Raw genomic sequence first — 25,099 nt, 5'->3', positions numbered from 1 at the left:
GTTTATTTAAGTTCTCTTTATTAAGTTGATTTAAATATTGTCATTAATGAGATTAATATTGAAATAGGTTAATTTTGGTTATTTTTAATATAATAACAAACGATCTAATTTTGTTTAATCTATCTGCTAATTTGTGACTGGTTAGTCAATCTATCTATTTTTATGGTTTTAAGTGATATTTTTGGGATGTTCTTCAAGTAATTATTTTTCTAGAAACTAGAGAATCTCTGCGTCTTTTATTTTTGATCCTTAATTAATGTTATTAAATTTTAATATAATTGAAGGTACAGAATGAACAAAGAAATAGCTTTAAGTCATCATCATAAAATGAATAAAATAAACAAAAATATATTTCAACTTTCCCTTGTTGCATCTGCATTGCTTTTTTCTGGATATTCTGTGGCATATTTAGAAACTGGGCAATTAGGTGATAGAAAAAGTTGGGAGAGCCAAGAATATCAAAAAGACTGGGGACTAGCTGCAATGAATGCCTCTAGTGCTTATGCACTTGGTTTTCATGGGCAAGGTGCCAAAATAGGTGTGATGGATTCAGGTGCATTATTATCACATCCTGAATTAAATGATGCACGTTTCCATGCCGTTAAAGCCAAAGGTCAATACGGTTCAACAGGCATGCGTTACCCCCAAGAAATGGGGGGACATTATGAAAAAGGTCAAGACTTTGATGTTGATGGAAGCTGGATCAAAGATGTGAATGATACACACGGAACACATGTTACAGGCACGGTAGGCGCAAGCCGTGACGGTAATGGCATGCATGGGGTTGCATGGGGTGCTGATGTTTATTTAGGAAATACGGGGGCAACAGATAGCAATAACTACGGCCCTTACCAAGATTACACCTACTTCTACACTGGCTGGAAAGCCATGGTCGATGCAGGCGCTCAGGTGATTAATAATAGCTGGGGAACCAACCCACGAATTATTAATACAGTTCCGACGAAAGGTCCTGATGGTGGTAAGACAACTGAGCACATGCCGGTTGATACCACAGCACAAACTGAATACGAATATTTTTATTTCAAAAAAGTCTATGGTGATAAACCTTCTTTTGTTGATGCCGCTTATGATGCAGTAAAAGGCACGAATGTTGTGCAAGTCTTTACAACCGGTAACCGCGATTTTGCCCAGCCTTATTATCGCCCCCTTTATCCTTACTTTAATCCTGAAGCAGAAAAACATTGGATTGCAGTTGCAGGTCTTAAACAGAATGCAGACAAGTCGGGTTATGAATTAGAAAAAATCTTTAATGAAGCAGGGAATGCGAAATGGTGGACGGTGGTTGCTCCGGGTCGTTACATTTATTCGTCAGTTGTTGATGAAGAGGGAAATGCAGGTTGGGATACCTTTAGTGGTACATCTATGGCTGCACCTCATGTTACAGGTGCTATGGGCGTCTTAATGTCGCGTTATCAATCAATGAATGCGATGCAAGTACGTGATGTGATGTTCACAACTGCCAATCACCATAATCCAGATGGCTCTTTATATGATAGTTGGACGGCAGCTGAAGGTACGCCTGATGTACGTTATGGTTGGGGGACTCCTGATTTAGATAAAGGAATGTATGGCCCTGGTCAATTCTTAGGTAAGTTTGAATATAACTTAAGCATGACACCGCTTGATGTTTGGACAAATGATATTTCACAAACTGCGTTAGATCTGCGAGAACAAGAAGATTTATCATGGCTGAAAGAGTACCAAGAGAAAGGCATTTCGGCGGGTGGTGATTACAATCTAGGAACGGATTTTGTTATCAACGACGGTAACCCAGATCCAACTTCACACATTGTCAGCAAAGAAGATGCTGAAAAATGGCGTAAAGAGTATTACCAAAAACGTGCTGATGCTATTCAAGCGAAAATTGACGCTGGGTTATATGATGGCGCTTTAGTCAAGAAAGGTGAAGGTACGTTGGTGATGACTGGCGATAATACTTATCGTGGTGGTACAACAGTCGGACAAGGTACTTTATATGGCTTTACAGAATCGTTTGGTACAGAAGCGGTTAATGTGAATGGCGGTAAATTAAGTGTTATTGATCGCTATAACGATACTTTCACACAACAAGGTCAATTAGCATCAAATGAGAGTCATAAAACCAATATTAATATCAATGATAAAGGGACATATTTAGTGACCGTCGGGCACGATGTTAATGTCGGCGATATGTCCTTAAATAAAGGGGCAAATTTAGATATCGGTGCAGATAATGAAGGTCAGTTAAAAGATATTTATCTTAACAACGCTGTTGCGACAGGCACTGTAAATGCAGACAATTTAGTTGATAATCGCACCAAAACAAAAATGTTAGCGAATAACAACGTGGCTTCAAATAGTGATTATGCATTATTTGATAAAAATGTTTCTGTAAAAGATAACACCATTACAGGCACATTAAGTAAGAAAGAAAATACCTCTTTAGCCACTTTTGCAAATAATGAAAATGGCCGTTCTATTGCTAATACATTAGATATCACTGGCAGTGGCGATTTATTTAATGCTGTACTTCCTATGAATGAAAGAGATCTGAATAAGACCTATGGATCATTAGGGAGTGATATGTATTTAAATGCTAACAGTGCGAGTGTCGTAAATGTTTTAGGGTTAACTCGTACAGTGAAAGATCAAGCTATGGGTATTGGTCAAGGTCGCTATGCTACATTGGATAACAGTAACGCCCGTATTTGGATGACCGGCATTGGTCAATGGGGTAATGCTGATTATGGTCATAGCAATATGGATGTTGATTTCTATGCGGGGTTATTAGGTGCAGAAATTGATGTGACTGAAAATACGAAAGTAGGTCTCTTCTTTGGTGCCGGCTCAACCAAATATAAAGGTAATGAACACGGTAAAATAGATAGCAACGATATCCATATTGGTGCTTATGGTGTGTCTAATTTGTATGATGTGGCTTCATTAAACTATGGTTTCACCCATACTAATCAAGATAGAGATGCAAAAAGAACACTTTGGGTGGGACAAAATGCAGGTTATAACTCAACCAGTTATGATGCAAAAATTACTCAAATTTTCTTAGAAGGTGCTTATACTCAATTTAATACTAATCAATACTCGATTGAGCCATACGCAGGATTTAGCTGGTTACGCGTATCAACAGATGATATCAATGAAAATGTCGGTAATATGAAATTTACCACTAAGACTGATTCACAAGATATTCAAGTCGGTACTATCGGTTTACGTGGTGGTTATCCATTTATGGCTGGCAATATAAATATGGCATTAAAAGGCGATATTTCTGCAAGCCATCTGTTTGGTGACAATCGTCCTGAATCACGCCTGTTCTTATCAAATTCCGGTGATGCAACATTACGCGGTGGTAAGCTAGATAATTTGTTTGGTGTTGGCTTAGGTGTTGATGCGCAATTAAGTAGATCAACTACCTTCGGGCTGTCTTATCAAGGCCAATATAATAGTGATGTAAGTACAAGTGGTATCAATGCAACATTGAAAATTAATTTCTAATTATATTTAGTTTTTTTCTATAAAGGCCCTTAGCAATAAGGGCTTTTTTCGGTATGAATATATAGATAAAAAGAGAATTATTCTACTATGAAATAAGGAGTTATTATGAAGATAATGGATTATTGTACTCAAGCTACACCAATAACAGATTTCAATATAGATAGAAAAGAAAAAAAGAAAATAAAAAATTCAATTAATAGTATTTCAAATAGTTTCAGTAGCTTTTATGTAAGAGAGGAGAAGAAAAGCTTTTTATCTAAAATATCTTTTTTATAAAGAAAATATTTAATATTAAGACTAGTTTGACTTATTTATTAAATTTAGATCAACATGATAGATTAAATAATTTATCTACTCTTTTGGTGGGGTGTGAAAAAATAGAATTCAAAAATAATAATTTAATAAATTCAGACTTCGTTAGCATTAATAATAAATATTTGGATTCGTTTTTTTTAAGTTTAAATATTGCAATAGAAAATGGCTATAATGATAGTGCAAAAAAGATAATACAAAATTACCTTTATGAAAAATCTAAAACAAAAGGCGACTTTATTACTATAATGAGGATCTCTCTAGATGTGATTAATAATTATCAAAAAGAAAAATTTGAGCCATTTAATAAACATAATTTAGAATACACTAGTATGCTAGATTATATTAATTTTAACTATATACAACGTATTGATATGGCATTGAATTATGCTTGTAAAGAGATTGATGGAAAAGGATCTAATAAATTAGGTAATTCAATAATGTATTTAGTTAATACAATGCATGATATTTACTCGATAGAAATGGAGAAAAATTTCATTATAAATATTGCTAAATGTTTTATGGATAAAGTAGTGAAATATAATGTTGGAAATTATAATAATGATAGTTTTAGAAAGTTGATAATAAATCTCTTAATAAATAAATTAAAAAATAATGAAGGTGTCAAGGAATTTGTGGACAATATGCTTGGGTCTGGCGTGTTAGAATACGAGGACATTATTAAAGAAAAAGAAAAAACAGCAGGGGATGAATGCTTTATATCTGATTATAATCGAAAAATAAAGAATTTTTTTAGTAAAAATATAAGCAGTGATGAAATGAAAAACAATATAGCGAGTGTTATTAGGGATAACTATGACTTTATTTTAATTAAAATGAAAAATAACTCTAATTATCTTGAGAACGAAAGGGTTTTACTAGATATTATTGATTGTTTAAAGAGTGATAATGATTGGAGTTTAAATTTATTATAAATGAGTTATACCTCTCTAATAAATCTTATCAAAGAGGTTTTTATTTAACTCAATGCCACTTTAATACCTAATCCAATCAGTACCACACCTAAAACTTTATCAATACTTTTTTGGATTTTATTGAGTACTTTTCTCACTGGTGCACTTTGAATTAATAAAACGAGCAAAGGCCAATAAACGACAGCTAATCCCCAAATAATAAAGGCATACCATAATTTTTCACCGATGCTTGAATCGATACTTAATACCTGAGTGAAAACGGCAAGAAAGAACAAAGTGGCTTTAGGGTTGAGTAAATTACAGAGAAAACCTTGTATAAAAGCTTTCTTAAAACTGATTTGTGAATGTTGTGCTGTTTTTTCATCAATCGAATGATTAGATTTTGAGAGCAAACTTTGAAAACCAATCCATAGCAAATAAACAGCACCTGCATATTTTAAAATAGAAAAGAGCCAAGGTGTTGTGGTGATAAGAACGGCAATACCTGCAACACAATATGACATATGCACAAGTAATGCTGCCACAATCCCCATTGCAGTCATCATTGCTGCAGATCGTTGATAACGCGCCGCATTTTTTACAACGAGAAAAAAGTCAGGACCTGGTGAGATCATACCGAGTAAAGCAATTGTAAAAACAACTAAAGAAGTTTCAAGCATAATAGCGCCTTGTATATAACAATATTATAATGATTGAATCTTATATGATTAAGTTAACACTTCGAGTATAAAGCAATTATTTATTATCAAGGAAGCATAATTTGTATCGACTCAGGTTTTAGCTTTACGTATAGTGTGAGCAGTTTTTTCCCATCTTTACCCGTAGGTGTGTAAATGAATATTAGTTTAATCGCAGCATTAGCGATGGATCGCATTATTGGTATGGAAAAGGCAATGCCTTGGACATTACCGGGTGACCTCGCATGGTTTAAAAAGAATACGCTAAATAAACCCGTTATTATGGGCCGGGTGACTTATGAATCTATTGGTCGTCCTTTACCGAATCGTCTCAATATTGTGTTAAGTAGCCAACCAGGAACAGATAGTGAAGTTGTTTGGGTGAAGTCTGTAGAAGAAGCTTTGCAAGCTGCTGAAAATCATGATGAAATCATGGTTATAGGAGGCGGTAAAGTGTATGAGCAATTTCTGCCTATGGCAAATACACTTTATCTAACTCACATCGATGCTGAAGTCATCGGTGATACAACATTCCCAGATTATGAGCCTGATGAGTGGGATTCTACTTTTATGGAATATCATGAAGCAGATGAAAATAACTCTCATAACTACTGCTTCGAAATATTAAAAAGAAGAAAATAACAAGAATTAAATAAAAAGGGAGATTAAATATCTCCCTTTTTATTATTCCTATTTTATTCATATAAAAATAATAAGAAGCAAGATTTATTATTCTACTTAAATATTTTTTATAAACAGAGATTTATTTTAAGCTAATCATTATTTATATTTTAATAAATTCATTTTATAAGAATAATATATGAGATATTAATCAATATAGAGGTTTTTTATTCCCAATATCGTATTTTTTGATACTTATTTTACTATGAAAAAAAATAACTTATTGATTATTAATGATTAAATTTATGGGTATTTTAAGGTGTTCGTTTTTGTGTATAAAACGTTCTCTTTAGAATAAAAAAGAGTCATTAAGTTATATGTGAGGATAAAATCGACATAGCGCAAAAGGCAATGTCGCCATTTTGCGCAAGAAGAAGTAAAGGGATAATAAGTGCGTTATTTGGGGGCTGATAGGCTAGATTGAGTGAAATATTGTTTGTCTTCCCAACGTAAACAAGTGAGATTACCACCCCAGCAACATCCCGTATCTAATGCATAAACATTATCAGGAGTGCCTTTTCCTTCAAGAGAGGCCCAATGCCCAAATACAATACTATAACCTTCAGGTAACTGGCTTGGTAAATCGAACCAAGGCTTTAATGGTGCTGGTGCGTCTTGTGGTTTATCTTTACAAATCATATCGAGCTGACCATTGGGAAAGCAGTAACGCATACGAGTGAGTGCATTAGTACTGAAGCGTAATCGTGCTAGTCCCGAAAGTTCTGGTGACCAATTGTTTGGTAAATCGCCATACATTGAGTTAATAAATAAAGGGTAGCTATCACTACTTAAAATAGCTTCAACTTCACGCGCACACATTTTGGCTGTTTCTAAATCCCATTGTGGCGTGATCCCAGCATGAGCCATGATGATTTTCTTGTCTTCATCAATTTGCAATACAGGTTGACGTCTTAACCAATTAATTAATTCATCTGCATCAGGTGCATTAAGTAAGTCATTCAGCTTATCTCTTGGTTTATTGCGACTAATTTTTGCAAATACACCTAAAAGATGAAGATCATGATTGCCCAAGACGAGCTTTAGTGAATTGCCTAAACTTTTTACAAAGCGCAGTACTTCAAGTGAGTCAGGGCCTCGTGCAACAAGATCTCCCGTTAACCATAATGTATCTTGTGCTGGCTCGAAACTGACTTTATCAAGAAGGTGGCGCAATTCACGGTAACAACCATGAATGTCACCAATTAAATAAGTTGCCATAGTTAGTTTATCAATGTTGGGAGTGCAAGGCGGAAAACAGGGATCTCGATTTGAAATAATCGACCATCAGTGTCAATCATTTCATAATGACCTTCCATTGTTCCCATTGGTGTTTCAAGAACGGCTCCGCTGGTATAGCGGTATTGTGTGCCTGGCTCGATAAGGGGCTGTTCGCCGACAACACCTTCACCTCGAACTTCAGTGGTATTACCTTGTGCATTGGTGATTAACCAATAGCGGCGCAGGAGGCGAATTGCACATTTATTCAAATTATGAATTGATATGGTATAAGCAAAAACATATCGTTCATCTTCAGGAGATGATTGGCTTTCAATGTAAACGCTTTGTACCTGTATCGCCACTTTTGATGAGGTGAACATAGTGCCTCCTGTCTCTGGCTTTATCTTATGCTTGTGAGTCTTGCTTTTGCGATAACCAGTTTGCCACTTTGCAATATTGCTCAACAGAGATATTTTCAGCTCTTGCTGTTGGGTCGATATCAAGTGCTATCATATCTTCTGCTGTGAGTAATCCACCTAAGCTATTGCGTAGTGTTTTACGGCGTTGATTGAATGCTTGAGCGGTAATACGGCTAAGCATTGCAATATCCGTTACTGGGTATGGTTTTTCTTTATAAGGGATCAAACGAACAACCGCTGAATCAACTTTAGGTGCAGGTTTAAATGAAGTTGGTGGAACTTCAAGTACAGGGATGATTTGGCAATAATATTGCGCCATCACACTTAAGCGACCATAAGTTTTGCTACCGTGACCCGCAACAAGGCGATTAACCACCTCTTTTTGCAACATAAATGTCATATCAGAGATTGCGTCGGCAAAACTGAATAAGTGGAACATGAGTGGTGTAGAAATGTTATAAGGCAAGTTACCAAAAACACGCAGAGGCTGCTGACGCTCTTTTGCTAATTGTGCAAAATCGATCGTCATTGCATCTTGCTGAATAATGGTCAGCTTGTCTTTTAATGTAGGATGAACTTCTAAACGAGCGGCTAAATCACGGTCAATTTCTACAACCGTCATTTTATCCATTCTTGCGCCTACTGGCTCTGTAATTGCTCCTAAACCAGGGCCAATTTCAACAATGGCTTGACCAGGTTGAGGGTAAATGGATTCAACAATACTTTCAATAATATAGCTGTCTGTTAAAAAGTTCTGCCCGAAGCGTTTGCGGGCAAAGTGCCCCTGATGGACTCTATTATTCATTACAATTTTGTATCATATTAATGGCTAAATTTAATGCGGTGCAAAAACTGCCAGCATCTGCGCTTTTCGTACCTGCAAGCTCAAGGGCAGTGCCATGATCAACAGAAGTACGGATAAAAGGAAGACCGAGAGTGATATTCACGGCGCGACCGAAACCTTCATATTTTAGCACAGGTAATCCCTGATCGTGATACATCGCAAGTACCGCATCAGCATGTGTTAAATATTTTGGTTGAAATAAAGTATCAGCAGGATAAGGTCCATGAAGATGAACGCCTTGCTGACGTAATTGTGCTAATGCAGGCTCAATAATATCAATTTCTTCACGTCCCATATGACCGCTTTCTCCCGCATGAGGATTAAGGCCACAAACGTAGATTTGAGGTTCTGCTATGCCAAATTTGGTTTTTAAATCGTGGTTTAAAATAGTGATAATTTCATGCAGAAGCTCGCCTGTAATTGCATCAGCGACATCTCGCAGAGGCAAATGTGTGGTTGCTAATGCAACTCTTAATGTATCTGTTGCTAGCATCATGACAACACGTTCACAGTGGCTACGATCAGCAAAAAACTCGGTGTGTCCAGTAAAATGCACACCTGCATCATTGATTATGCCTTTATGAACCGGCCCCGTCACGAGTGCTGCAAATTCACCGTTTAGGCAACCATCACAAGCACGAGCTAATGTTTCTACAACGTATAATCCATTGCGCGCATCTAATGTACTTGGAATGACATTGGTGTGAAGTGTGATTGGGAGTACACAAATTTGGCTTGGTGTGTGTGTTTTAGGTGGTGTGGCAGGATCGTATTCAACTAATGAAAGAGGCAGGTTTAACAATTCTGCTCTTGTTTTAAGTAACTGAGGATCAGCACAAACAACCCAAGGTAAATCCCAACTCATTTGTGCTAATGAGATAATTAGGTCAGGACCAACCCCGGCTGGTTCGCCGGGGGTGATAACAAGTGGTTTTATTTGCTTAGTTTGCATTATTCTCGTTCATTATTTTCACATAAGCCCCTACTCGTAGCTCTTGCATCCAGTTTTGTACTTCTTCATTAAATTTACGGTTGAAGAGTAAACGGTATGCTTGTTCTTTATTAGCGGCATCTGTTTTATCAACACTACGGGTGTCTTCTAATTCAATTAAATGCCAGCCAAAATTTGAGCGAACAGGTTGGCTTAATTCGTTTTTATTTAAGCGCATTAACGCATCACGGAATGCAGGATCGTAAACATCAGGCATTGACCATCCTAACTCACCGCCACGCAATGCTGAACCTGGATCTTCAGAGTACTCTCTTGCAGCATCAGCAAAAGTTATTTTACCACTGCGAATATCGGCAGAGATTTGCTGTAACTTGGCATAGGCTTGCTCATCACTCATGATTGGTGAGCTTTTTAGCAGAATATGACGGCTTTTAACTTCCGTAACAGAGAGGGTATTAGAGCCACCACGAATATCGTTTACTTTGATAATGTGTAAGCCAACACCAGAGTGAATAGGTCCTACGATTTGGCCTTTTTGCGCATTTGTCAACTCTTTCGCAAATAGCGTTGGTAATTCATCAATAGATGCCCAGCCCATATTACCGCCATTTAAAGCTTGTGGATCAGCAGAATAAGTTGCAGCTAATTTACCAAAATCTGTACCATTTTTTAGCTGATTCATAATGCGAGTAATGACTTGCTGGGCTTTTTCTATTTCAGCTGGTGCAGGATTTTCTGATAATGGAATTAAGATGTGGCTTAGGTTGAGATCAACACGTTGGCTTGCTTGGCCTTCAATTTGTTTAGCAAGAGAATCAACTTCTTGAGGTAAAATAGTAATACGGCGACGCACTTCATTGTTACGAACTTCGGCTAGCATCATCTCTTTACGAATATCTTGGCGATAATCGTTGTAAGAAATACCATCCGCTGCGAGACGTTTTTTCAATTGATCTAGTGAAAGTTTATTTTCAGCAGCAATACCCTGAATTGTCGATTCTACTGCGGCATCAGGAATATCAATTTGCATTTGTTGTGCCATTTGCAAAATGATGTTATCCATCACCAAACGCTCTAGAATTTGTTGGCGAAGAACTTGCTCATCTGGCATTTCTTGACCCGCATTTTTTGCGTTCATTTTGACAGTCTGTAGCATTCTATTAACGTCACTTTCTAGAACGACACCGTTATTGACGATAGCCGATACACGGTTTAATTCTTGTGCAGCAAATGTTGTTGAGCTGGTAGCTGCACCGACCGTGATCATTAAGCCGATAAACAGCGTTTTCCAATTTTTCATAAGTTTCCCATTATGTGTTTTCCGCATCTTGTTGCGGGATGACATATTTATTCAGCCAATTCCGTAGTCTGATTAAATCAGAATGCTCTTTGATAAGGTAAGATACCGCGTTCAAGCATTTTCTGGCTACCCAAACTATGATTGTTACTTAGGCCTCTGAGTTCCACATTGACAGACCATTTATTATCAATATCGCTGTGGTCAACTTTCCAACCAACAATTTTTCGTTCATAACCCACATTCACAGCCCAGCAACACGTGTTGTATTGTAGACCAACCATTTGGCTAACAGGCTCTGATTCTTTGGTATCAAAGTAATATGATCCCACAAGGCCCCAACGTTCGGCTAATGGCCAACTACCGACCACGCCGACTTGAGAAATACCTTTTTGGTATTCAGGTAGTGGTTGCATTTTTCCATCATAAGGGCGAACACGTGTTGCTTGAATATAATCGCGATCCACATAGCGATAGCTCAACTGTAAAAGATGATCACTATCGGCACGATATTCCATTATAGCATCACCCATTGAGACGCTACCTAAACGACGGTCATACTGTAAACCTCCGCGCATACCTACGGTATCAGTGATACGCCAATAAGCATCACCCGCCCAGACCATAGAGCCACTTTCATCTTTACTGTTAATTATTTCACCAATAGATGATGGACCGGTTCTTGGACGTTCAAAGAAGTAGATTTGACCTATAGAAACGTTAAAACGTTCAACTAATTCGCTATCATAAAAACGCGAAGTTACCCCTGTGGTGAATTGGTTTGCAGAGGCAACACGGTCTAGACCCCCGTACATTCTGTCGCGGAATAATCCGCCATAGTTTGACTGTAATAATGCAGAGTCAAAGTTGTTGATGTTAGATTGGTCTTTATAAGGGACATAAAGATATTGCACACGAGGTTCGAGGGTCTGTGTAATATTATTGGTTTGATATTGGCGTTCGAAAACCACTTTCATATCAGATTTAAACTGTGGTAGTACACGGTTTACATTATCGTCTAATTGATTAGGGTTCTTTTGCTTATACGCATCAGGAATATCTTGATCGTAATGAGTTGCCATTACTTTCAATTCATTATTAAAGCTAGCCCAACCAGTTGATAAAGGTAAGGATATTGTTGGCTCAATATGGAAACGATTTGCTTCAGGCGTGTTATCACCCACGCTGGTGAAACGCGCAAATTGAGCATAAGTTCGGAAATCAAATGGCCCGATATCATTCTTATAATAATTCAGATCAAGCTGGGGTTCGGCACGATAAGCTTTTGCATCTTTATTATCAGAGAAAATTTGGAACTGTTTAGTGGTTAATGTGGCATTCCAGTTCTGTTGTGCATAACCCGTACTAAATTTCTGAGTCGCATAACCATCAGTCGTATTACCGTATTGAGAGGTGAAATCAGTGAAGTATTTATTATCACTTACTTTTGTATAATCGATATTAAATCGCCACACATTGTTCATAACACCACTGTGGCCCCAGTAGAATAACCAACGTGTAGCGGTGTCACGAGGAAGATAGCCTGCTTTATTTTCTTCTTTGTCTTTATTGTATTGGCTATCGTGATTGATCCAATCTACCGCGATGGTACCGCGTCCTGGGGTTGTTAAATAACGGAATTCGTTATCTAATTTTAAACCACGACGACTGATATAGTTGGTTGTAATGGTGGCATCATAATTAGGGGCAATATTCCAATAATAAGGTAATTGGAAATCAAAGCCTGAGCTACGAGAATAGCTTCCGTTAGGAATTAAGAAACCAGAGCGACGTTTATCGCCAATCGGTAATTGAAGGTAAGGACTATAAAAGATAGGCACATTAGCGACGCGAAAACGTGCATTCCAGATTTCAGCAACTTGCTCTTCACGGTCTAAAATAACCTCTGAGCCGACAACGCTCCAGCTATCATCTCCCGGTAAACAAGAAGTGAACATACCTTTATCCATAATGGTATAGCGATTTTCGCCACGCATTTGCATTTTATTTGCGTAACCACGGCCTTGGCGGCCAACCATTTGGTAATTACCTTGTTCGATATCCGTATCTTTATTATTAAGATTAGACCAAGCGCGAGGCCCTTTTAAGATGATTTGAGGATCATCATAAGAGACATTTCCCGTTGCTGTGACCATTCTTAATGGTGTTTCTCCCTCAGTTTGTGTTAGTTCAACACTGTCTGCACTTAAGGTTTGGTTGCCCTGTTTAATATCAACATCACCTTTATATTTGATCATGCGAGGATATTCACCTTGCATATCATTTGCAGTGATAGTGACTGGCAAGCTGTTGGGATCGCCTTGTACTAACGGTTTATTATAAACAGGAACTCCCAGTAAACATTGGGAGGCAAGATCAGCATAAGCAGGCTGACCATATATTGTGGCCCAAACTAGGGTGGCCAGCAGTGTGGGATAACTTTTTTTCATAAGTATTTATGTGCTTCCGTCATCAGTGGCTTCGTGCTGATAAACAGCTAGAAACTAACGCAGGGAGTTATGCGACACCAGCCCAACGTTCTGAACATTGTTCTAACGGTAACCGAAAAATAGGTCTAATTCCCATTTTTTCGATGTTTCTGTGTTGAAATAGTGTTATAGCCTTATTAGAAACAAAAAAACACCGCGCTGATGCGGTATTTCGTGCTGTATAACAACGCTAAAATTATTTGTTTGGTCACTCATTTTACTTTAACACAGTTTAAACGAAAACAGCATTACCTCTGTCCAAAGAGACACAGCAAATCTCTTTATTTTAAGAAAAAGTTTATTTAGAGGTTGCTTGGTGTTAGGTGTGCAAGCAAATGAATAGTATGATAATGCAAAATTGCAGGCAGAGCATCGAAGATTTGAGGAGTCTATGCGCTATTGGGGAAAATTATTAGGCCTTACCATCGGTAGTTTTGCTGGAATAGGCTTTTGGGGCATTGTTATTGGTGTTTTTCTTGGGCATCTCTATGACATGCAACGAAGTAAATTAGGAAGTGGTGGTCGCTATACGCGTGATAGACAAGCTTTTTTCTTTGCTGCAACCTTCCAAGTTTTAGGGCATTTAACAAAATCAAAAGGGCGAGTGACTCAAACTGATATCTCACTTGCCAATGAATTGATGGATCGCATGAATCTGCATGGTGTCGGTCGCCAAGCTGCACAACAAGCTTTTAGAGAAGGTAAATCACCTGATTTTCCATTAAGAGCCACATTGCAACGTGTTAGACAAATTTGTGTTGGGCGCCGTGACTTACTTCAGATGTTTCTGGAAATCCAATTACAAGCTGCTTTTGCGGATGGCCAACTGCATCCAAATGAAAGAAAAATGCTGTTTATCATCATTGATGAGCTTGGTTTTTCTCGTGCGCATTTTGAGCATATATTAGCAATGATGCAGGCTGGTCAGAATTTTCATTATCAAAATGGACAGGGCTATCAGCCTCACCCTCAAGGCCCTACGCTCTCGGATGCATGTAAGGTACTCGGCGTCGATGAAAATGATGATGTTAAAACTATAAAGAGAGCTTATAGAAAATTAATGGGAGAGCATCATCCAGATAAACTTGTAGCGAAAGGTTTGCCACCAGAAATGATGGAAATAGCAAAACAAAAAGCACAGTCTATACAAGTTGCTTACGATTTGATAAAAAAAGAAAAAGGATTTCGTTAACATCTTGTAAAAGAAGATGAGAAAAGAGAGAATTATTTCGTGATAGAGATAACTTAGACTGAGTTGAGTTTATTATTTATCACGGTAAAATATAAGTGAAATTTAATTATTTCATTCTCTCTTCTCTTAAAAAAGGAACTATATCCATGTCAAACGTCCGTGTTCTTGTTGGGGTTATGGGATTAGCGCTTTGCTTGCTCCTTGCTTCATTGAGTTCAGTGACTGTTTTAGTGTCATAAGACATTAAAAATCGGCAAGGCATTCAAAATGTATCGGGGATCGAAAAGCAGGATGCGTAATAAATAATTCCTGAGCATGTAATTGCAGGCGAGGTGCCATCGCTCTTGCCTGCGGATGTGCATAAAAGCGATCCCCTAAAATAGGATGCCCCAACGCTAACATATGTACCCGCAATTGATGTGAACGCCCCGTAATTGGTGAGAGTTTCACTCTTGTTGCATTCTCTTCATATTCCAGCACTTCATAAAAAGTTTGCGCCGCTTTTCCTGTTTCATGACAGACTTTTTGTTTTGGTCGATTAGGCCAATCGCAAATCAAAGGTAAATCAACCAATCCTTCTTCTTTTTCGACATGTCCCCAAACGCGTGCAATATAGGTTTTTTTGGGTTCACGTTCACGAAACTGACGCTTTAGCTCACGCTCTGCTTCTTTATTTAGTGCCACAACGATAACGCCACTGGTTGCCATATCAAGGCGATGTACACATTCAGCATTAGGAAACTCAGCTTTAATGCGCGACATAATACTGTCGTTATGCTCGGGCGCTTTGCCCGGCACTGACAGTAATCCGCTGGGTTTATTGACGGCAATAATATGCTCATCTTGATATAAAACATGTAACCAAGGATCTGTCGGCGGGTTATACACTTCCATCATGGTGGATATCTCATCAAAACAACGGGGAGTAGAATACTCCCCGCTTTAACGGTGATTATTGGTGGGTAACAACAATGAGGCGAATTGAATCTAAACGCCACGTTGCTTCATCTAAATGGTTAAGAATATGAGCTCGTTCATTTTCAATGGCTTCGACTTCATCATCACGAATATTTGGGTTTACCGCACGTAAAGCTTCTAAGCGCGATAATTCATGAGTTAGTACGCGATCAGCTTCTTCTTTCGCTTTTTGAATCAGTCCTTTCGCTTCGATTTCCATTAACGGTTCAGAAGCTTTGAGTACATGGTGTACTTCGCTCTGTACCGCATTGACCAGTTTGCTAGAAGTATGACGATTAACCGCATTTAATTGGCGGTTAAAACTTTCAAACTCAACTTGAGAGGCTAGGTTATTACCTTTTAGATCAAGTAATAAGCGAACGGGTGTTGCCGGTAAGAAACGACTTAAGTGCAGATGTTTAGGTGCTTGTGCTTCTACGACATAGATCAGTTCAACTAACAGCGTTCCCACTGGTAAGGCTTTATTTTTTAATAAAGAAACGGCACAACTTCCTGTATCACCAGATAAAATTAAATCTAAGCCATTACGGATAATGGGGTGTTCCCAACTGATAAATTGGGTATCTTCACGAGATAGCGCTTGCTCTCTATCAAATGTGATAGTGCAACCATCTTGTGGTAAGCCAGGGAAATCAGGTACTAACATATGATCGGATGGTGTTAAAATAATTAAGCTATCACTGCGATCTTCTTGATTAATACCGACGATATCAAACAAATTCAGTGCAAAGTTCACTAACTCAGGATCGTTATCTTGAGCGGCTATTTCACCGGCTAATTCAACACCCACTTCACCACCGTTAGAATGCATCTCTAATAGGCGGTCGCGACCTTGTTCAAGTTTGAGCTTCATTTCATCATGTTGTTTACGACAAGCAGCAATAAACTCATCAAAATCAGCTAATTCATTAGGTTGTGCAAGATAAGAGATGAGAGCATCATATTTACTGTCGTAAATAGTACGACCAGTTGGGCAAGTATGTTCAAAGGCATCTAAGCCTTCGTGATACCAACGCAACAATACAGATTGAGCCGTACCTTCCAGATAAGGAATGCTGATATCAATGTCTCGATTTTGGCCAATACGATCAAGACGACCAATACGTTGTTCTAATAAATCAGGGTTAAACGGCAGATCAAACATAACCAGTTGATTAGCAAACTGGAAGTTACGTCCTTCAGAGCCGATTTCTGAACATAGCAGAACTTGAGCACCTTCTTCTTCGGACGCGAAATAGGCTGCAGCGCGATCGCGTTCAAGTAAAGACATACCTTCATGGAAGACGGCAGCACGAATACCTTCACGCTCGCGTAAAACTTGCTCTAACTGCAATGCAGTTGCTGCTTGCGCACAAATAACTAGAACTTTTTCATTGCGATTTGCCGTTAAGAAACCCAGTAGCCATTCAACACGGGGGTCAAAGTTCCACCATGTTGCGTTTTCACCTTCGAATTCTTGGTAAATACGTTCAGGATAGAGCATCTCTTTCGCACGAACTTCGAGGCTCTTTTTCGCTGCCATAATTTCAGCAACTTTAATCGCTGTTTGATATTGTGTTGGCAGTGGCATTTTTATCGCGTGAAGTACGCGATTTGGGAAACCTTTCACACCAGAGCGTGTATTACGGAATAACAGACGGCCCGTTCCGTGTCTGTCCATTAACATATGGATAAGTTCTTGGCGAGATTTGGTGCGTTCTTCGCCTTGGGTATTTGCCGCTTTCAGTAATGGTTCAACATCTTGCTCGCTGATCATTTCACTGATGATATTTTGTTGGTCGGTATTTAAATCATCTTCTGATAGCAAAATAGTAACAGCATCGGCAACAGGGCGATATTTTTGTTGCTCATTAATAAATTCGTTGTAGTCATGGAAACGGTTTGGATCAAGCAGACGTAAACGAGCGAAGTGGCTTTCTTGGCCTAACTGCTCAGGCGTTGCGGTTAATAGCAACACTGAAGGAATAGATTCAGCTAACTCTTCAATTACTTGATATTCACGGCTTGGTGCATCTTCACTCCAAACAAGGTGATGGGCTTCATCGACAACCAGCATATCCCATGTTGCTTCAACCAAGTGTTCAAAACGTTGCTTATTTTTACGCACAAAATCTAAAGAGCAGATGATCATCTGTTCTGTTTCAAATGGGTTATCGCTATCTAATAAAGATTCACTATAACGGCTATCATCAAACAGAGAGAAACGTAGGTTGAAACGGCGTAACATTTCAACTAACCACTGATGTTGTAAGCTTTCAGGCACAATAATCAACACTCGCTCTGCACGACCATCCATTAATTGCTGGTGGATAATCATACCGGCTTCAATTGTTTTACCTAAACCCACTTCATCAGCTAATAATACGCGAGGGTTATGACGTTTACCCACTTCATTGGCGATATAAAGCTGATGAGGAATAAGGCTTGCACGAATGCCACGTAAACCACTTTGAGCTTGCTTAAACTGCTCGCTCATAAATTTACGAGCGCGGTAGCGTAAGGCAAAGCGATCCATACGGTCGATTTGGCCTGCAAAAAGGCGATCTTGAGGTTTATTAAAAGTGAGTTTGTTATCTAAGAACACTTCACGTAATTGCGCGGGCTCTTCGGTGTCTAAACGTACACCTTGATAGATAAGAAGGCCATTATCTTCTACAACGTTATCGATGGCGAGTTTCCAGCCTTCGTGACTGGTGACGGTATCCCCTGCATTGAACATCACCCGCGTTATTGGTGCATCATGACGGGAGTAAAGGCGGTTTTCGCCACAGGCGGGGAAAAGTAAGGTAACCATGCGGGCATCAACTGCCACAACAGTACCCAGTCCAAGCTCGCTTTCAGTATCGCTAATCCAACGTTGACCAAGAGTAAAAGGCATATATATAAACTCAGCTCTCAAATATATAATTTAGGAATTATTAATGAATGCAGTATTGCGGTGTTGTCATTAAAATCTGCGGGATAAAAAGTGCATTCCTAGAACAAAGAAAAGCTAATTATCACCAAAGGGGCGTTATGTTAATAGATGCAAAGCAAACCGTCACCTGCAAAATGACACAACTTAAAATGAGAGTGTCATTTGCCCATTTAACAAGGTTGAAAAATCATCTTGTATAAAAGGCAGGATAGCATCTGCAATCGGCATTAACTGCTTATTGATATAGTGCTCATAATCTGGTGCAGTGGTAATGTGCTCTAACGGTTCTGGCCCCAAGGGGGTAATTATATAACTAATCCAACCGCCTTGCTGATATTGTTGAGGTCTATTTTTGGATAAATTATATTCATCCGCTTTGCGTGCCGCTTTGACATGAGGGGGAACGTGATGCTGATATTCTGATAATTTTCGACGTAACCGTTTACGATACACTAATCTATCATCATATTTTCCCGCAAGCGTATCCGCGACATAATCACGAATAAACTGCTGATAAGGTTGCTGATGAAAAATGCGCGTATAAAGCTCTTGTTGAAATTTTTGAGCGAGTGGGGTCCAATCCGTTCTGACAGTTTCTAATCCTTTAAATACCATTTTATCATTGCTTAATCCCGCATAACGCTTTTTACTACCTGTTTCCATCCCTCGAATAGTGGGCATTAAAAAACGGCGATAGTGTGTTTCATACTCCAGCTCTAATTTGCAATCAAGTTGATAGGTTTCAAAAAGGTGTGTCTTCCACCATTGGTTAACCTCTTGTACTAACTGATGCCCTATTTGTTGGGCTTGTTGCTCAGTATGTGGCGATTTAAGCCAAACAAAAGTAGAGTCCGTATCACCATAAATAACTTGATAACCTTTAGCTTCTATTAATTCTCGCGTTTTTTTCATAATTTCATGACCTCGTAGTGTAATAGATGACGCTAAACGAGGATCAAAAAAACGACAGCCCACAGAGCCTAAAACACCATAAAAAGCGTTCATAATAATTTTGAGAGCTTGAGAGAGCGGGGCATTTTTATGTAACTTTGCGTTATCTCTTTCATGCCAAATTTGCGACACAATAGTGGGTAAACAATGCTTTTCCCGCGAAAACCACGCTTGGCGAAAACCTGGAATAGCCAGTTTTTCATCGGGTTGATGTGTTCCTTCAATCATTCCGACAGGATCGATTAAAAAAGTACGAATAATAGAGGGGTAAAGGCTTTTGTAATCAAGCACAACGACTGAATCATATAAACCGGGAGTAGAGTCCATCACAAAGCCACCGGGACTATGCTCTTCAGGTTTTTCACCTTGGTTAGGCGCAACATATCCAATGCGATGCATTGAAGGGAGATAGAGATGCGTAAATGCAGCCACAGATCCGCCGCTTCTATCAACGGAAAGCCCTGTAACACAAGCTCTCTCTAATAAGAATGCCATAAGAGAGGTTGCATCAAAGATACGGTTTACTAAGACACAATCTTGCCAATTATAATAAGCTAGTGCGGGCTTATCTTCTTTAAAGCGTCGATTAATTTCATCCATTCTGGCGTAAGGGGTATCGATGGCTTTACCTTCGCCTAACAGTGTTTGAGCAACGGATTCAAGACTAAAAGAGGGAAAGTTCCATGTCGCCATTTTCAAAGCCTCGATTCCATCGATAATTAAACGACCTTGAGCCGAAGCAAAAAAATGACCTTTTTTAAATCCATGCTCTCGCCATTCTAACGGGCTATTTTGGCGGCCTAATAATAAACTGACACCATACCGTTGGGCATGTGTGTACAAAATACGCAGATCGAATTGAATTAAATTCCAACCGATAATCGCATCAGGATCGTAATGTTGTATCCACTCATTCAGTTTTTCAATTAAACGCAATCGGCTACTGACATAACATAAGCGATAACCTTTGGATTGCTGACTCTCATTCTCTGTAGATAAATTATCTGTCAGCATAAACACGACATTATCGCCACAACCTGCAAGCCCAATAGAGTAAAGTTCACCGAATTCACTGGTTTCAATATCTAAAGAAACAGTTCGCAGTGTAGGGCGATAATCAGGTGCGGGTTTTAATGTCGTAATATTATTTTGTTGATAACGAAACCAGACAGGTGCGGTAATAAAGCGCTCCATCATGTAACGTTCGTGTGGGCGAATATCCGCTTCATAAAGACGAATGTGATGCTCTTTGAGTTGCTGTTCTAGTTGAACGAGTTGGCGGTATTGTTTGCAGTAGACGCCAAAAACAGGCTGCCTTTCAAAGTCTTTTAAATCGAGAGGGCGAATTTCTATATCAGGGTTTTTATTAACGAGTGAACGTAAAACCGCTTCATGTTGGCGGGCAACAAAACCGATAGCGCGTTGCATAGGAACTGTAACTTTACGTGGGCCGTTATTTGTCGCCAGCCAATAAGAGACGACAATACCTTTTGGCGTGTCGCTCCAGTGGCGGGTAAGAATAAAGCCTTGTTCCGTATGACCAATCATGAGCACCTAATAAACACAAATTATTCACTAAAGATGAGTTTATTATAGTCAATATAGTGGTTATTTATACAGTTAATTTAAGCTAAGATTAATTAAATGGAATACCTAAAATAAGTGATTGATCCACTTCACCATTTATTAGTGATTGTGTATTTCCATCGTAAACAATTATACCGTTATCTATCACAATCGATCTTGAGGCAATTTTTGCTGCATCTTCTAAGCTATGAGAAACCATCAATAAGGTTAACGCTTTTTCATGGCAAAGTTGCTCAAGTAGTGCCAACATCTCAATGCGTAAAGCGGGGTCGAGTGCAGAAAAAGGCTCATCGAGCAATAAGATAGGCTGTTCACGTACAAGGCAACGAGCAATGGCAACACGTTGGCGTTGACCGCCTGATAACTGGGAAGGTAAACGTTCAAGATATTCACTGAGCGCTACTTGTTCAGCTCGACTCTCTAATAGTGCTTTTTGCTCTCTAGTCAGTTTTAAACTTGGATTTAACCCCAAGCCAATATTTTGCCTTACAGTTAAATGTGGGAATAGATTATTATCTTGAAATAACATGGAAATAGGGCGTTTGGCCGGTACTGTTTTGGTATGATCTTGGCCATTAAGAAACAGGCTTCCCTTCTCTGATGGTAAAAAACCAGCGATTAAACTGAGCAATGTACTTTTACCTGCACCACTTGGCCCTAATACAGCAATGCGTTCTCCTGCATTGACCGTTAGATTAAATAAGAGGTGTTGGTGTTCATAAGTATAAGTTAGGTGCTCTAATTTAATCATAAGATTTTCCAGCTAATCGTTCTATTAGGCTAAAAAGAGAGAAGCAAAGTAGTAATAAAATCATGGCTGTCACAGCCCCATCTTGTGTGTGATAAGCACCAATTTGCTGATAAAGATAGAAAGGCAATGTCCTAAATGTTTCATTACCAAATAGGGCAACAATACCAAAATCACCAATAGAAATAACACAAGCAAAAGCAAGTGCTTGTGAAATCGGTTTTCTTAATGCTCGTAATTCGATCCAACGAAGTCGGTTGATACCCTGAATGTTAAGCGATTGACATAAAAGACCATAACGTGAAGCAATATCATTCATTGGATTTTCGAGCACTTTTAAAGCATAAGGAATGGCAATTAAAGCGTTGGTCAAAATCACTAAAATATAAGGTGATTCAGGTAATCCAATCGTATTGTTTAATAACAAAAAAAAGCCTGTTGCTAACACAATACCCGGCATCGCTAGAATGATCAAACCACTCATTTCCATAGCCTGCCCCGCTTTTTTAAAGTGGCGTAGGCGAAGTTCTCGGCTACTCCATAGCAACATCATCGTTAATACAACGCAAACAATACCCGCACCAACAGCAATAATCAGTGAGGTTGTAAAAGCTTGCCAAAGTACAGGTTGTTGTATGACACGTAGAAATTGGCTATTAAGACCATCAGTGAGTACGGCCAAAATGGGGGGCACTAAAAAGAGGAGTGCAAGTGTGATAATGAGACCATCTGCTATTTTACTAAAGATAGGATCATCGGGATCGCGCCAATGCTGTTTTTGGCTATCTCCAATAAAGAGTGTACCTTTGAGTTTTTGGCTGATAAGTACTAAGCCTAAACAGCAAAAGAGCTGGATTAGTGCTAAAAGTGCAGCACGATGTAAATCGTAGTCATAACTTAATGCTTGATAAATTGCTAGCTCAACGGTTGTTGCCGCAGGGCCTCCACCTAACGCCAGTACAGTAGCAAAGCTGGCAAAACAGAGCATAAAAATCAGTGACGCTGTGGGAAGTATTTGTCGCCATAAATAAGGAAATTCCAGAAAGCGAAAACGCTGCCAACCATTCATGCCTAATTGTGAGGCTAACTGGCGTTGTTCTGGCGAGATACTTTCGAGAGCTTGTAACAGCATTCGGGTTGCTAATGGCATATTGAAAAAAATGTGTGCTAATAAAATGCCTTGTAAGCCATAAGGGGTAAATTGGTAATTAATCCCCAACCATTCACAGATTTGAGCAATCCAACCGACTCGTCCATAAACCGTTAAAATACCAAAAAGTGCCACTAAAACGGGTAACACAAGGCTCATGGCACATAAACGTAAGAAAAGTGTTCTACCTTTAAATTGGCGTCGATAAAGTGCTTTAGCGAGCCAAATGGCAGGTAATATTGAAAATAAGGCAGATAAAAAGGCTTGCCAGAAAGTAAAGCGCACGACATGCCATAAATAGTCATCAGCAAAAATAGAGGATAATTCGCCACTTGGCGCATTAATCCATAATGCACCAAATGACAATAATGCCACAATAAGCAGTAAACCCGAGGCACATAGCCCCGGGATAAGCCATCTTCCCATTAGCGACTCACCGCAGATTGCCAATTACGCGTCCACGTTTGGCGCTCTTTGGCGACAATATCTGCATCGAATTGCAATGATTTTTCGGGTTTAGGCATCACGGAATAGACATCCGGTAATGGCATATCTATAACAGGATACATCCAATTGGTTGTAGGTATCGTTTCTTGGAACGTCGGGGTGAGCATAAATTGCATAAATTGCTGCGCTAATTCAGGTTGTTTACTTGATTTGAGTTTTGCAGCAACTTCGACTTGCAAGTAATGCCCTTCATCAAAAATCGCAGCAGCATAGTTATCTTTTTTATCCGCTAAAATATGATAACCGGGGGATGATGTGTAGCTAAGCACAAAATCACCTTCACCTTTTAAGAATAAGCCGTAAGACTCACTCCAACCTTTAGTGACTGTCAGCGTTTTCTCTGACAATTTTTTCCATTCAGTAGCCGTGTTTTCAGGATAAAGTGACTGCATCCATAGCATTAAACCTAAACCCGGTGTGCTGGTGCGAGGATCTTGATACAAAATCTTCCACTTTTCTTTGCTATTTAACAGTTCAGCCATGCTTTTGGGTGGATTCTGGACACGGTTTTTATCATAAATAAAAGCAAAGTAACCGTAGTCATAAGGCACAAAGGTATCGTCAGTCCATTTTTCAGGTAAGGCGAGTTTGGATGTATCGATATTGCTTGGTGCGAAAAGTCCAGTTTCTTTTGCTGCATGGATCAGATTGTTATCTAACCCTAAAATAATATCAGCTTTGCTTTTATCACCTTCCATGCGTAAGCGATTAAGGAGTGATACACCATCAGACAGAGCAACCAGTTTTAGCTCACAATCACATTGTTGTTCAAACGCTTTTTTTATTGCAGGCCCAGGGCCCCAATCTGCGGTAAATGAATCATAAGTGTAAACAGTGAGTGTGGGCTTTTGTGCTAAGGCTTGAGTTGAAAAAGTGCCCATAATGCCCAGTGCGCCCAGAAAGAAAGTAAAGCGAAGTGATTTATTTAACACGTTTAGTTCCTCAGTAAAAGTCAGGTAGGATCTGAGGAGTAAGGATAGCAAACCAATGAATATTGCAACATCCTGACTCAAATCCCTACGCCAGTATTAGCTGGATCAGGTTCCACGAGTTTTTCTCAGCCTAAAAAGGCACCCCGTTGAGACTTTCCCATTGTAGATAAATACACGCGCCATGCAAAGTCTGTTGATAGAGGTTTACCGTTTGTGGGTAGTATGAAACAATGAGTTATCTTTCAAATTTGGTTATTGAGGTAGTCTAGTGATTGATGATGATGGCTACCGCCCGAATGTAGGGATTGTAATTTGTAATCGGCAAGGGCAAGTGCTTTGGGCTCGTCGCTATGGGCAACATTCATGGCAGTTTCCTCAAGGGGGAATTAATCCTGGAGAATCGCCAGAGCAGGCAATGTACCGAGAGTTGTTCGAAGAAGTTGGGTTAAGTCGCAAGGATGTCAAAATTCTTGCCTCCACACGTAACTGGTTACGTTACAAGTTACCTAAGCGTTTGGTGCGTTGGGACACAAAACCTGTTTGTATTGGACAAAAACAGCGTTGGTTCCTTTTGCAGTTAACAAGTAATGATAAAGACATTAATGTTCAACAAAGCAAAACGCCAGAATTTGATGGCTGGCGTTGGGTGAGTTATTGGTACCCCGTTCGACAAGTCGTCTCTTTTAAACGCGATGTTTATCGACGTGTAATGAAAGAGTTCGCACCAGTAGTCATGCCATTGCAAGAACAAGTGTCTTTACCGCGTCCATCGTATGGATATCGGCGTAAAAGGTATTAGA

The 25,099-nt window shown here is 39.1% G+C and carries 19 protein-coding genes and 1 riboswitch; of the genes, 6 read left to right on the top strand and 13 right to left on the bottom strand.

Annotation, left to right across the window (positions count from 1 at the left end; all coding sequences use genetic code 11):
• Positions 1–291: 291 nt before the first annotated feature.
• From pta to H1225_RS12205, 3 genes are all read left to right on the top strand, one after another.
• Complete coding sequence (gene pta / locus H1225_RS12215; RefSeq protein WP_161729808.1) at positions 292–3,513, top strand: autotransporter Pta; 3,222 nt, start codon at positions 292–294, stop codon at positions 3,511–3,513.
• A 105-nt stretch (positions 3,514–3,618) separates the two neighbouring features.
• Positions 3,619–3,789, top strand: a complete 171-nt coding sequence (locus tag H1225_RS12210) for a hypothetical protein (RefSeq protein WP_161748391.1) — start codon at positions 3,619–3,621, stop codon at positions 3,787–3,789.
• Positions 3,790–3,815: 26 nt separating this feature from the next.
• Positions 3,816–4,760, top strand: coding sequence for a hypothetical protein (locus H1225_RS12205; RefSeq protein WP_239739137.1), 945 nt, complete (start codon positions 3,816–3,818; stop codon positions 4,758–4,760).
• Positions 4,761–4,804: 44 nt separating this feature from the next.
• Here H1225_RS12205 and H1225_RS12200 read toward each other — a convergent pair whose 3' ends face one another.
• Positions 4,805–5,419, bottom strand: coding sequence for a LysE family translocator (locus H1225_RS12200; protein WP_161727488.1), 615 nt, complete (start codon positions 5,417–5,419; stop codon positions 4,805–4,807).
• Positions 5,420–5,593: 174 nt separating this feature from the next.
• On the opposite strand from H1225_RS12200, the gene folA reads away from it, so the two are divergent.
• On the top strand, positions 5,594–6,079 hold the full coding sequence (folA, locus tag H1225_RS12195) for a type 3 dihydrofolate reductase (RefSeq protein WP_006535980.1): 486 nt from the start codon (positions 5,594–5,596) through the stop codon (positions 6,077–6,079).
• A gap of 435 nt (positions 6,080–6,514) precedes the next feature.
• Here the strand turns inward: folA and apaH are convergent, their stop codons facing one another.
• Genes apaH through lptD form a run of 6 tightly spaced genes read right to left on the bottom strand, consistent with a single transcriptional unit; the run spans position 6,515 to position 13,298 of the window.
• Positions 6,515–7,336, bottom strand: coding sequence for a bis(5'-nucleosyl)-tetraphosphatase (symmetrical) ApaH (apaH, locus tag H1225_RS12190; protein ID WP_006535979.1), 822 nt, complete (start codon positions 7,334–7,336; stop codon positions 6,515–6,517).
• A 2-nt stretch (positions 7,337–7,338) separates the two neighbouring features.
• The gene (gene apaG, locus H1225_RS12185) at positions 7,339–7,716 is read right to left on the bottom strand and encodes a Co2+/Mg2+ efflux protein ApaG (protein ID WP_006535978.1); all 378 of its coding nucleotides are present in this window, start codon (positions 7,714–7,716) and stop codon (positions 7,339–7,341) included.
• A gap of 25 nt (positions 7,717–7,741) precedes the next feature.
• The gene (gene rsmA / locus H1225_RS12180) at positions 7,742–8,560 is read right to left on the bottom strand and encodes a 16S rRNA (adenine(1518)-N(6)/adenine(1519)-N(6))-dimethyltransferase RsmA (RefSeq protein WP_006535977.1); all 819 of its coding nucleotides are present in this window, start codon (positions 8,558–8,560) and stop codon (positions 7,742–7,744) included.
• Positions 8,553–9,551 (bottom strand): 4-hydroxythreonine-4-phosphate dehydrogenase PdxA, encoded by a 999-nt coding sequence (gene pdxA, locus H1225_RS12175; RefSeq protein ID WP_115065606.1) that lies wholly within the window; start codon positions 9,549–9,551, stop codon positions 8,553–8,555. Before pdxA ends, rsmA begins: the two co-directional genes overlap by 8 nt.
• Positions 9,541–10,878, bottom strand: a complete 1,338-nt coding sequence (surA, locus tag H1225_RS12170; protein ID WP_072064292.1) for a peptidylprolyl isomerase SurA — start codon at positions 10,876–10,878, stop codon at positions 9,541–9,543. Before surA ends, pdxA begins: the two co-directional genes overlap by 11 nt.
• 50 nt (positions 10,879–10,928) lie before the next feature.
• Complete coding sequence (gene lptD / locus H1225_RS12165; protein WP_109848100.1) at positions 10,929–13,298, bottom strand: LPS assembly protein LptD; 2,370 nt, start codon at positions 13,296–13,298, stop codon at positions 10,929–10,931.
• A 430-nt stretch (positions 13,299–13,728) separates the two neighbouring features.
• On the opposite strand from lptD, the gene djlA reads away from it, so the two are divergent.
• Complete coding sequence (gene djlA / locus H1225_RS12160; RefSeq protein ID WP_239739136.1) at positions 13,729–14,529, top strand: co-chaperone DjlA; 801 nt, start codon at positions 13,729–13,731, stop codon at positions 14,527–14,529.
• A gap of 243 nt (positions 14,530–14,772) precedes the next feature.
• On the opposite strand, the gene rluA is transcribed toward djlA, so the two are convergent.
• The 6 genes from rluA to thiB form a co-directional block, all read right to left on the bottom strand.
• Positions 14,773–15,426 carry a bifunctional tRNA pseudouridine(32) synthase/23S rRNA pseudouridine(746) synthase RluA gene (gene rluA / locus H1225_RS12155; protein ID WP_006535967.1) on the bottom strand — a complete coding sequence of 218 codons (654 nt, stop codon included), beginning with the start codon at positions 15,424–15,426 and terminating at the stop codon, positions 14,773–14,775.
• Between the two features lie 55 nt (positions 15,427–15,481).
• Positions 15,482–18,385, bottom strand: a complete 2,904-nt coding sequence (gene rapA, locus H1225_RS12150; RefSeq protein ID WP_006535966.1) for an RNA polymerase-associated protein RapA — start codon at positions 18,383–18,385, stop codon at positions 15,482–15,484.
• Between the two features lie 183 nt (positions 18,386–18,568).
• Positions 18,569–20,923 carry a DNA polymerase II gene (locus H1225_RS12145; RefSeq protein ID WP_161669383.1) on the bottom strand — a complete coding sequence of 785 codons (2,355 nt, stop codon included), beginning with the start codon at positions 20,921–20,923 and terminating at the stop codon, positions 18,569–18,571.
• A gap of 88 nt (positions 20,924–21,011) precedes the next feature.
• Positions 21,012–21,713: a thiamine ABC transporter ATP-binding protein ThiQ gene (gene thiQ, locus H1225_RS12140; RefSeq protein WP_161669384.1), complete on the bottom strand. Its 702-nt coding sequence runs from the start codon at positions 21,711–21,713 to the stop codon at positions 21,012–21,014.
• A complete protein-coding gene (thiP, locus tag H1225_RS12135) occupies positions 21,706–23,286 on the bottom strand; it encodes a thiamine/thiamine pyrophosphate ABC transporter permease ThiP (protein WP_375803981.1) in 1,581 nt (526 codons plus the stop codon). The genes thiQ and thiP overlap by 8 nt, the downstream gene beginning before the upstream one ends.
• Positions 23,286–24,299 carry a thiamine ABC transporter substrate binding subunit gene (thiB, locus tag H1225_RS12130; RefSeq protein WP_219515823.1) on the bottom strand — a complete coding sequence of 338 codons (1,014 nt, stop codon included), beginning with the start codon at positions 24,297–24,299 and terminating at the stop codon, positions 23,286–23,288. Before thiB ends, thiP begins: the two co-directional genes overlap by 1 nt.
• Before the next feature lie 64 nt (positions 24,300–24,363).
• A riboswitch (TPP riboswitch) is annotated at positions 24,364–24,455 on the bottom strand.
• Positions 24,456–24,567: 112 nt separating this feature from the next.
• Between thiB and rppH the strand changes: the two genes are divergently transcribed.
• Complete coding sequence (gene rppH, locus H1225_RS12125) at positions 24,568–25,098, top strand: RNA pyrophosphohydrolase (RefSeq protein ID WP_036934096.1); 531 nt, start codon at positions 24,568–24,570, stop codon at positions 25,096–25,098.
• Position 25,099: the final 1 nt, after the last annotated feature.

This window comes from Proteus penneri, from assembly GCF_022369495.1.
In the GTDB taxonomy this organism is placed as follows: Bacteria; Pseudomonadota; Gammaproteobacteria; order Enterobacterales; family Enterobacteriaceae; genus Proteus; species Proteus penneri.
Note: the sequence above shows the minus strand (reverse complement) of the source record. Positions and strands in the feature narration are given on the sequence as shown.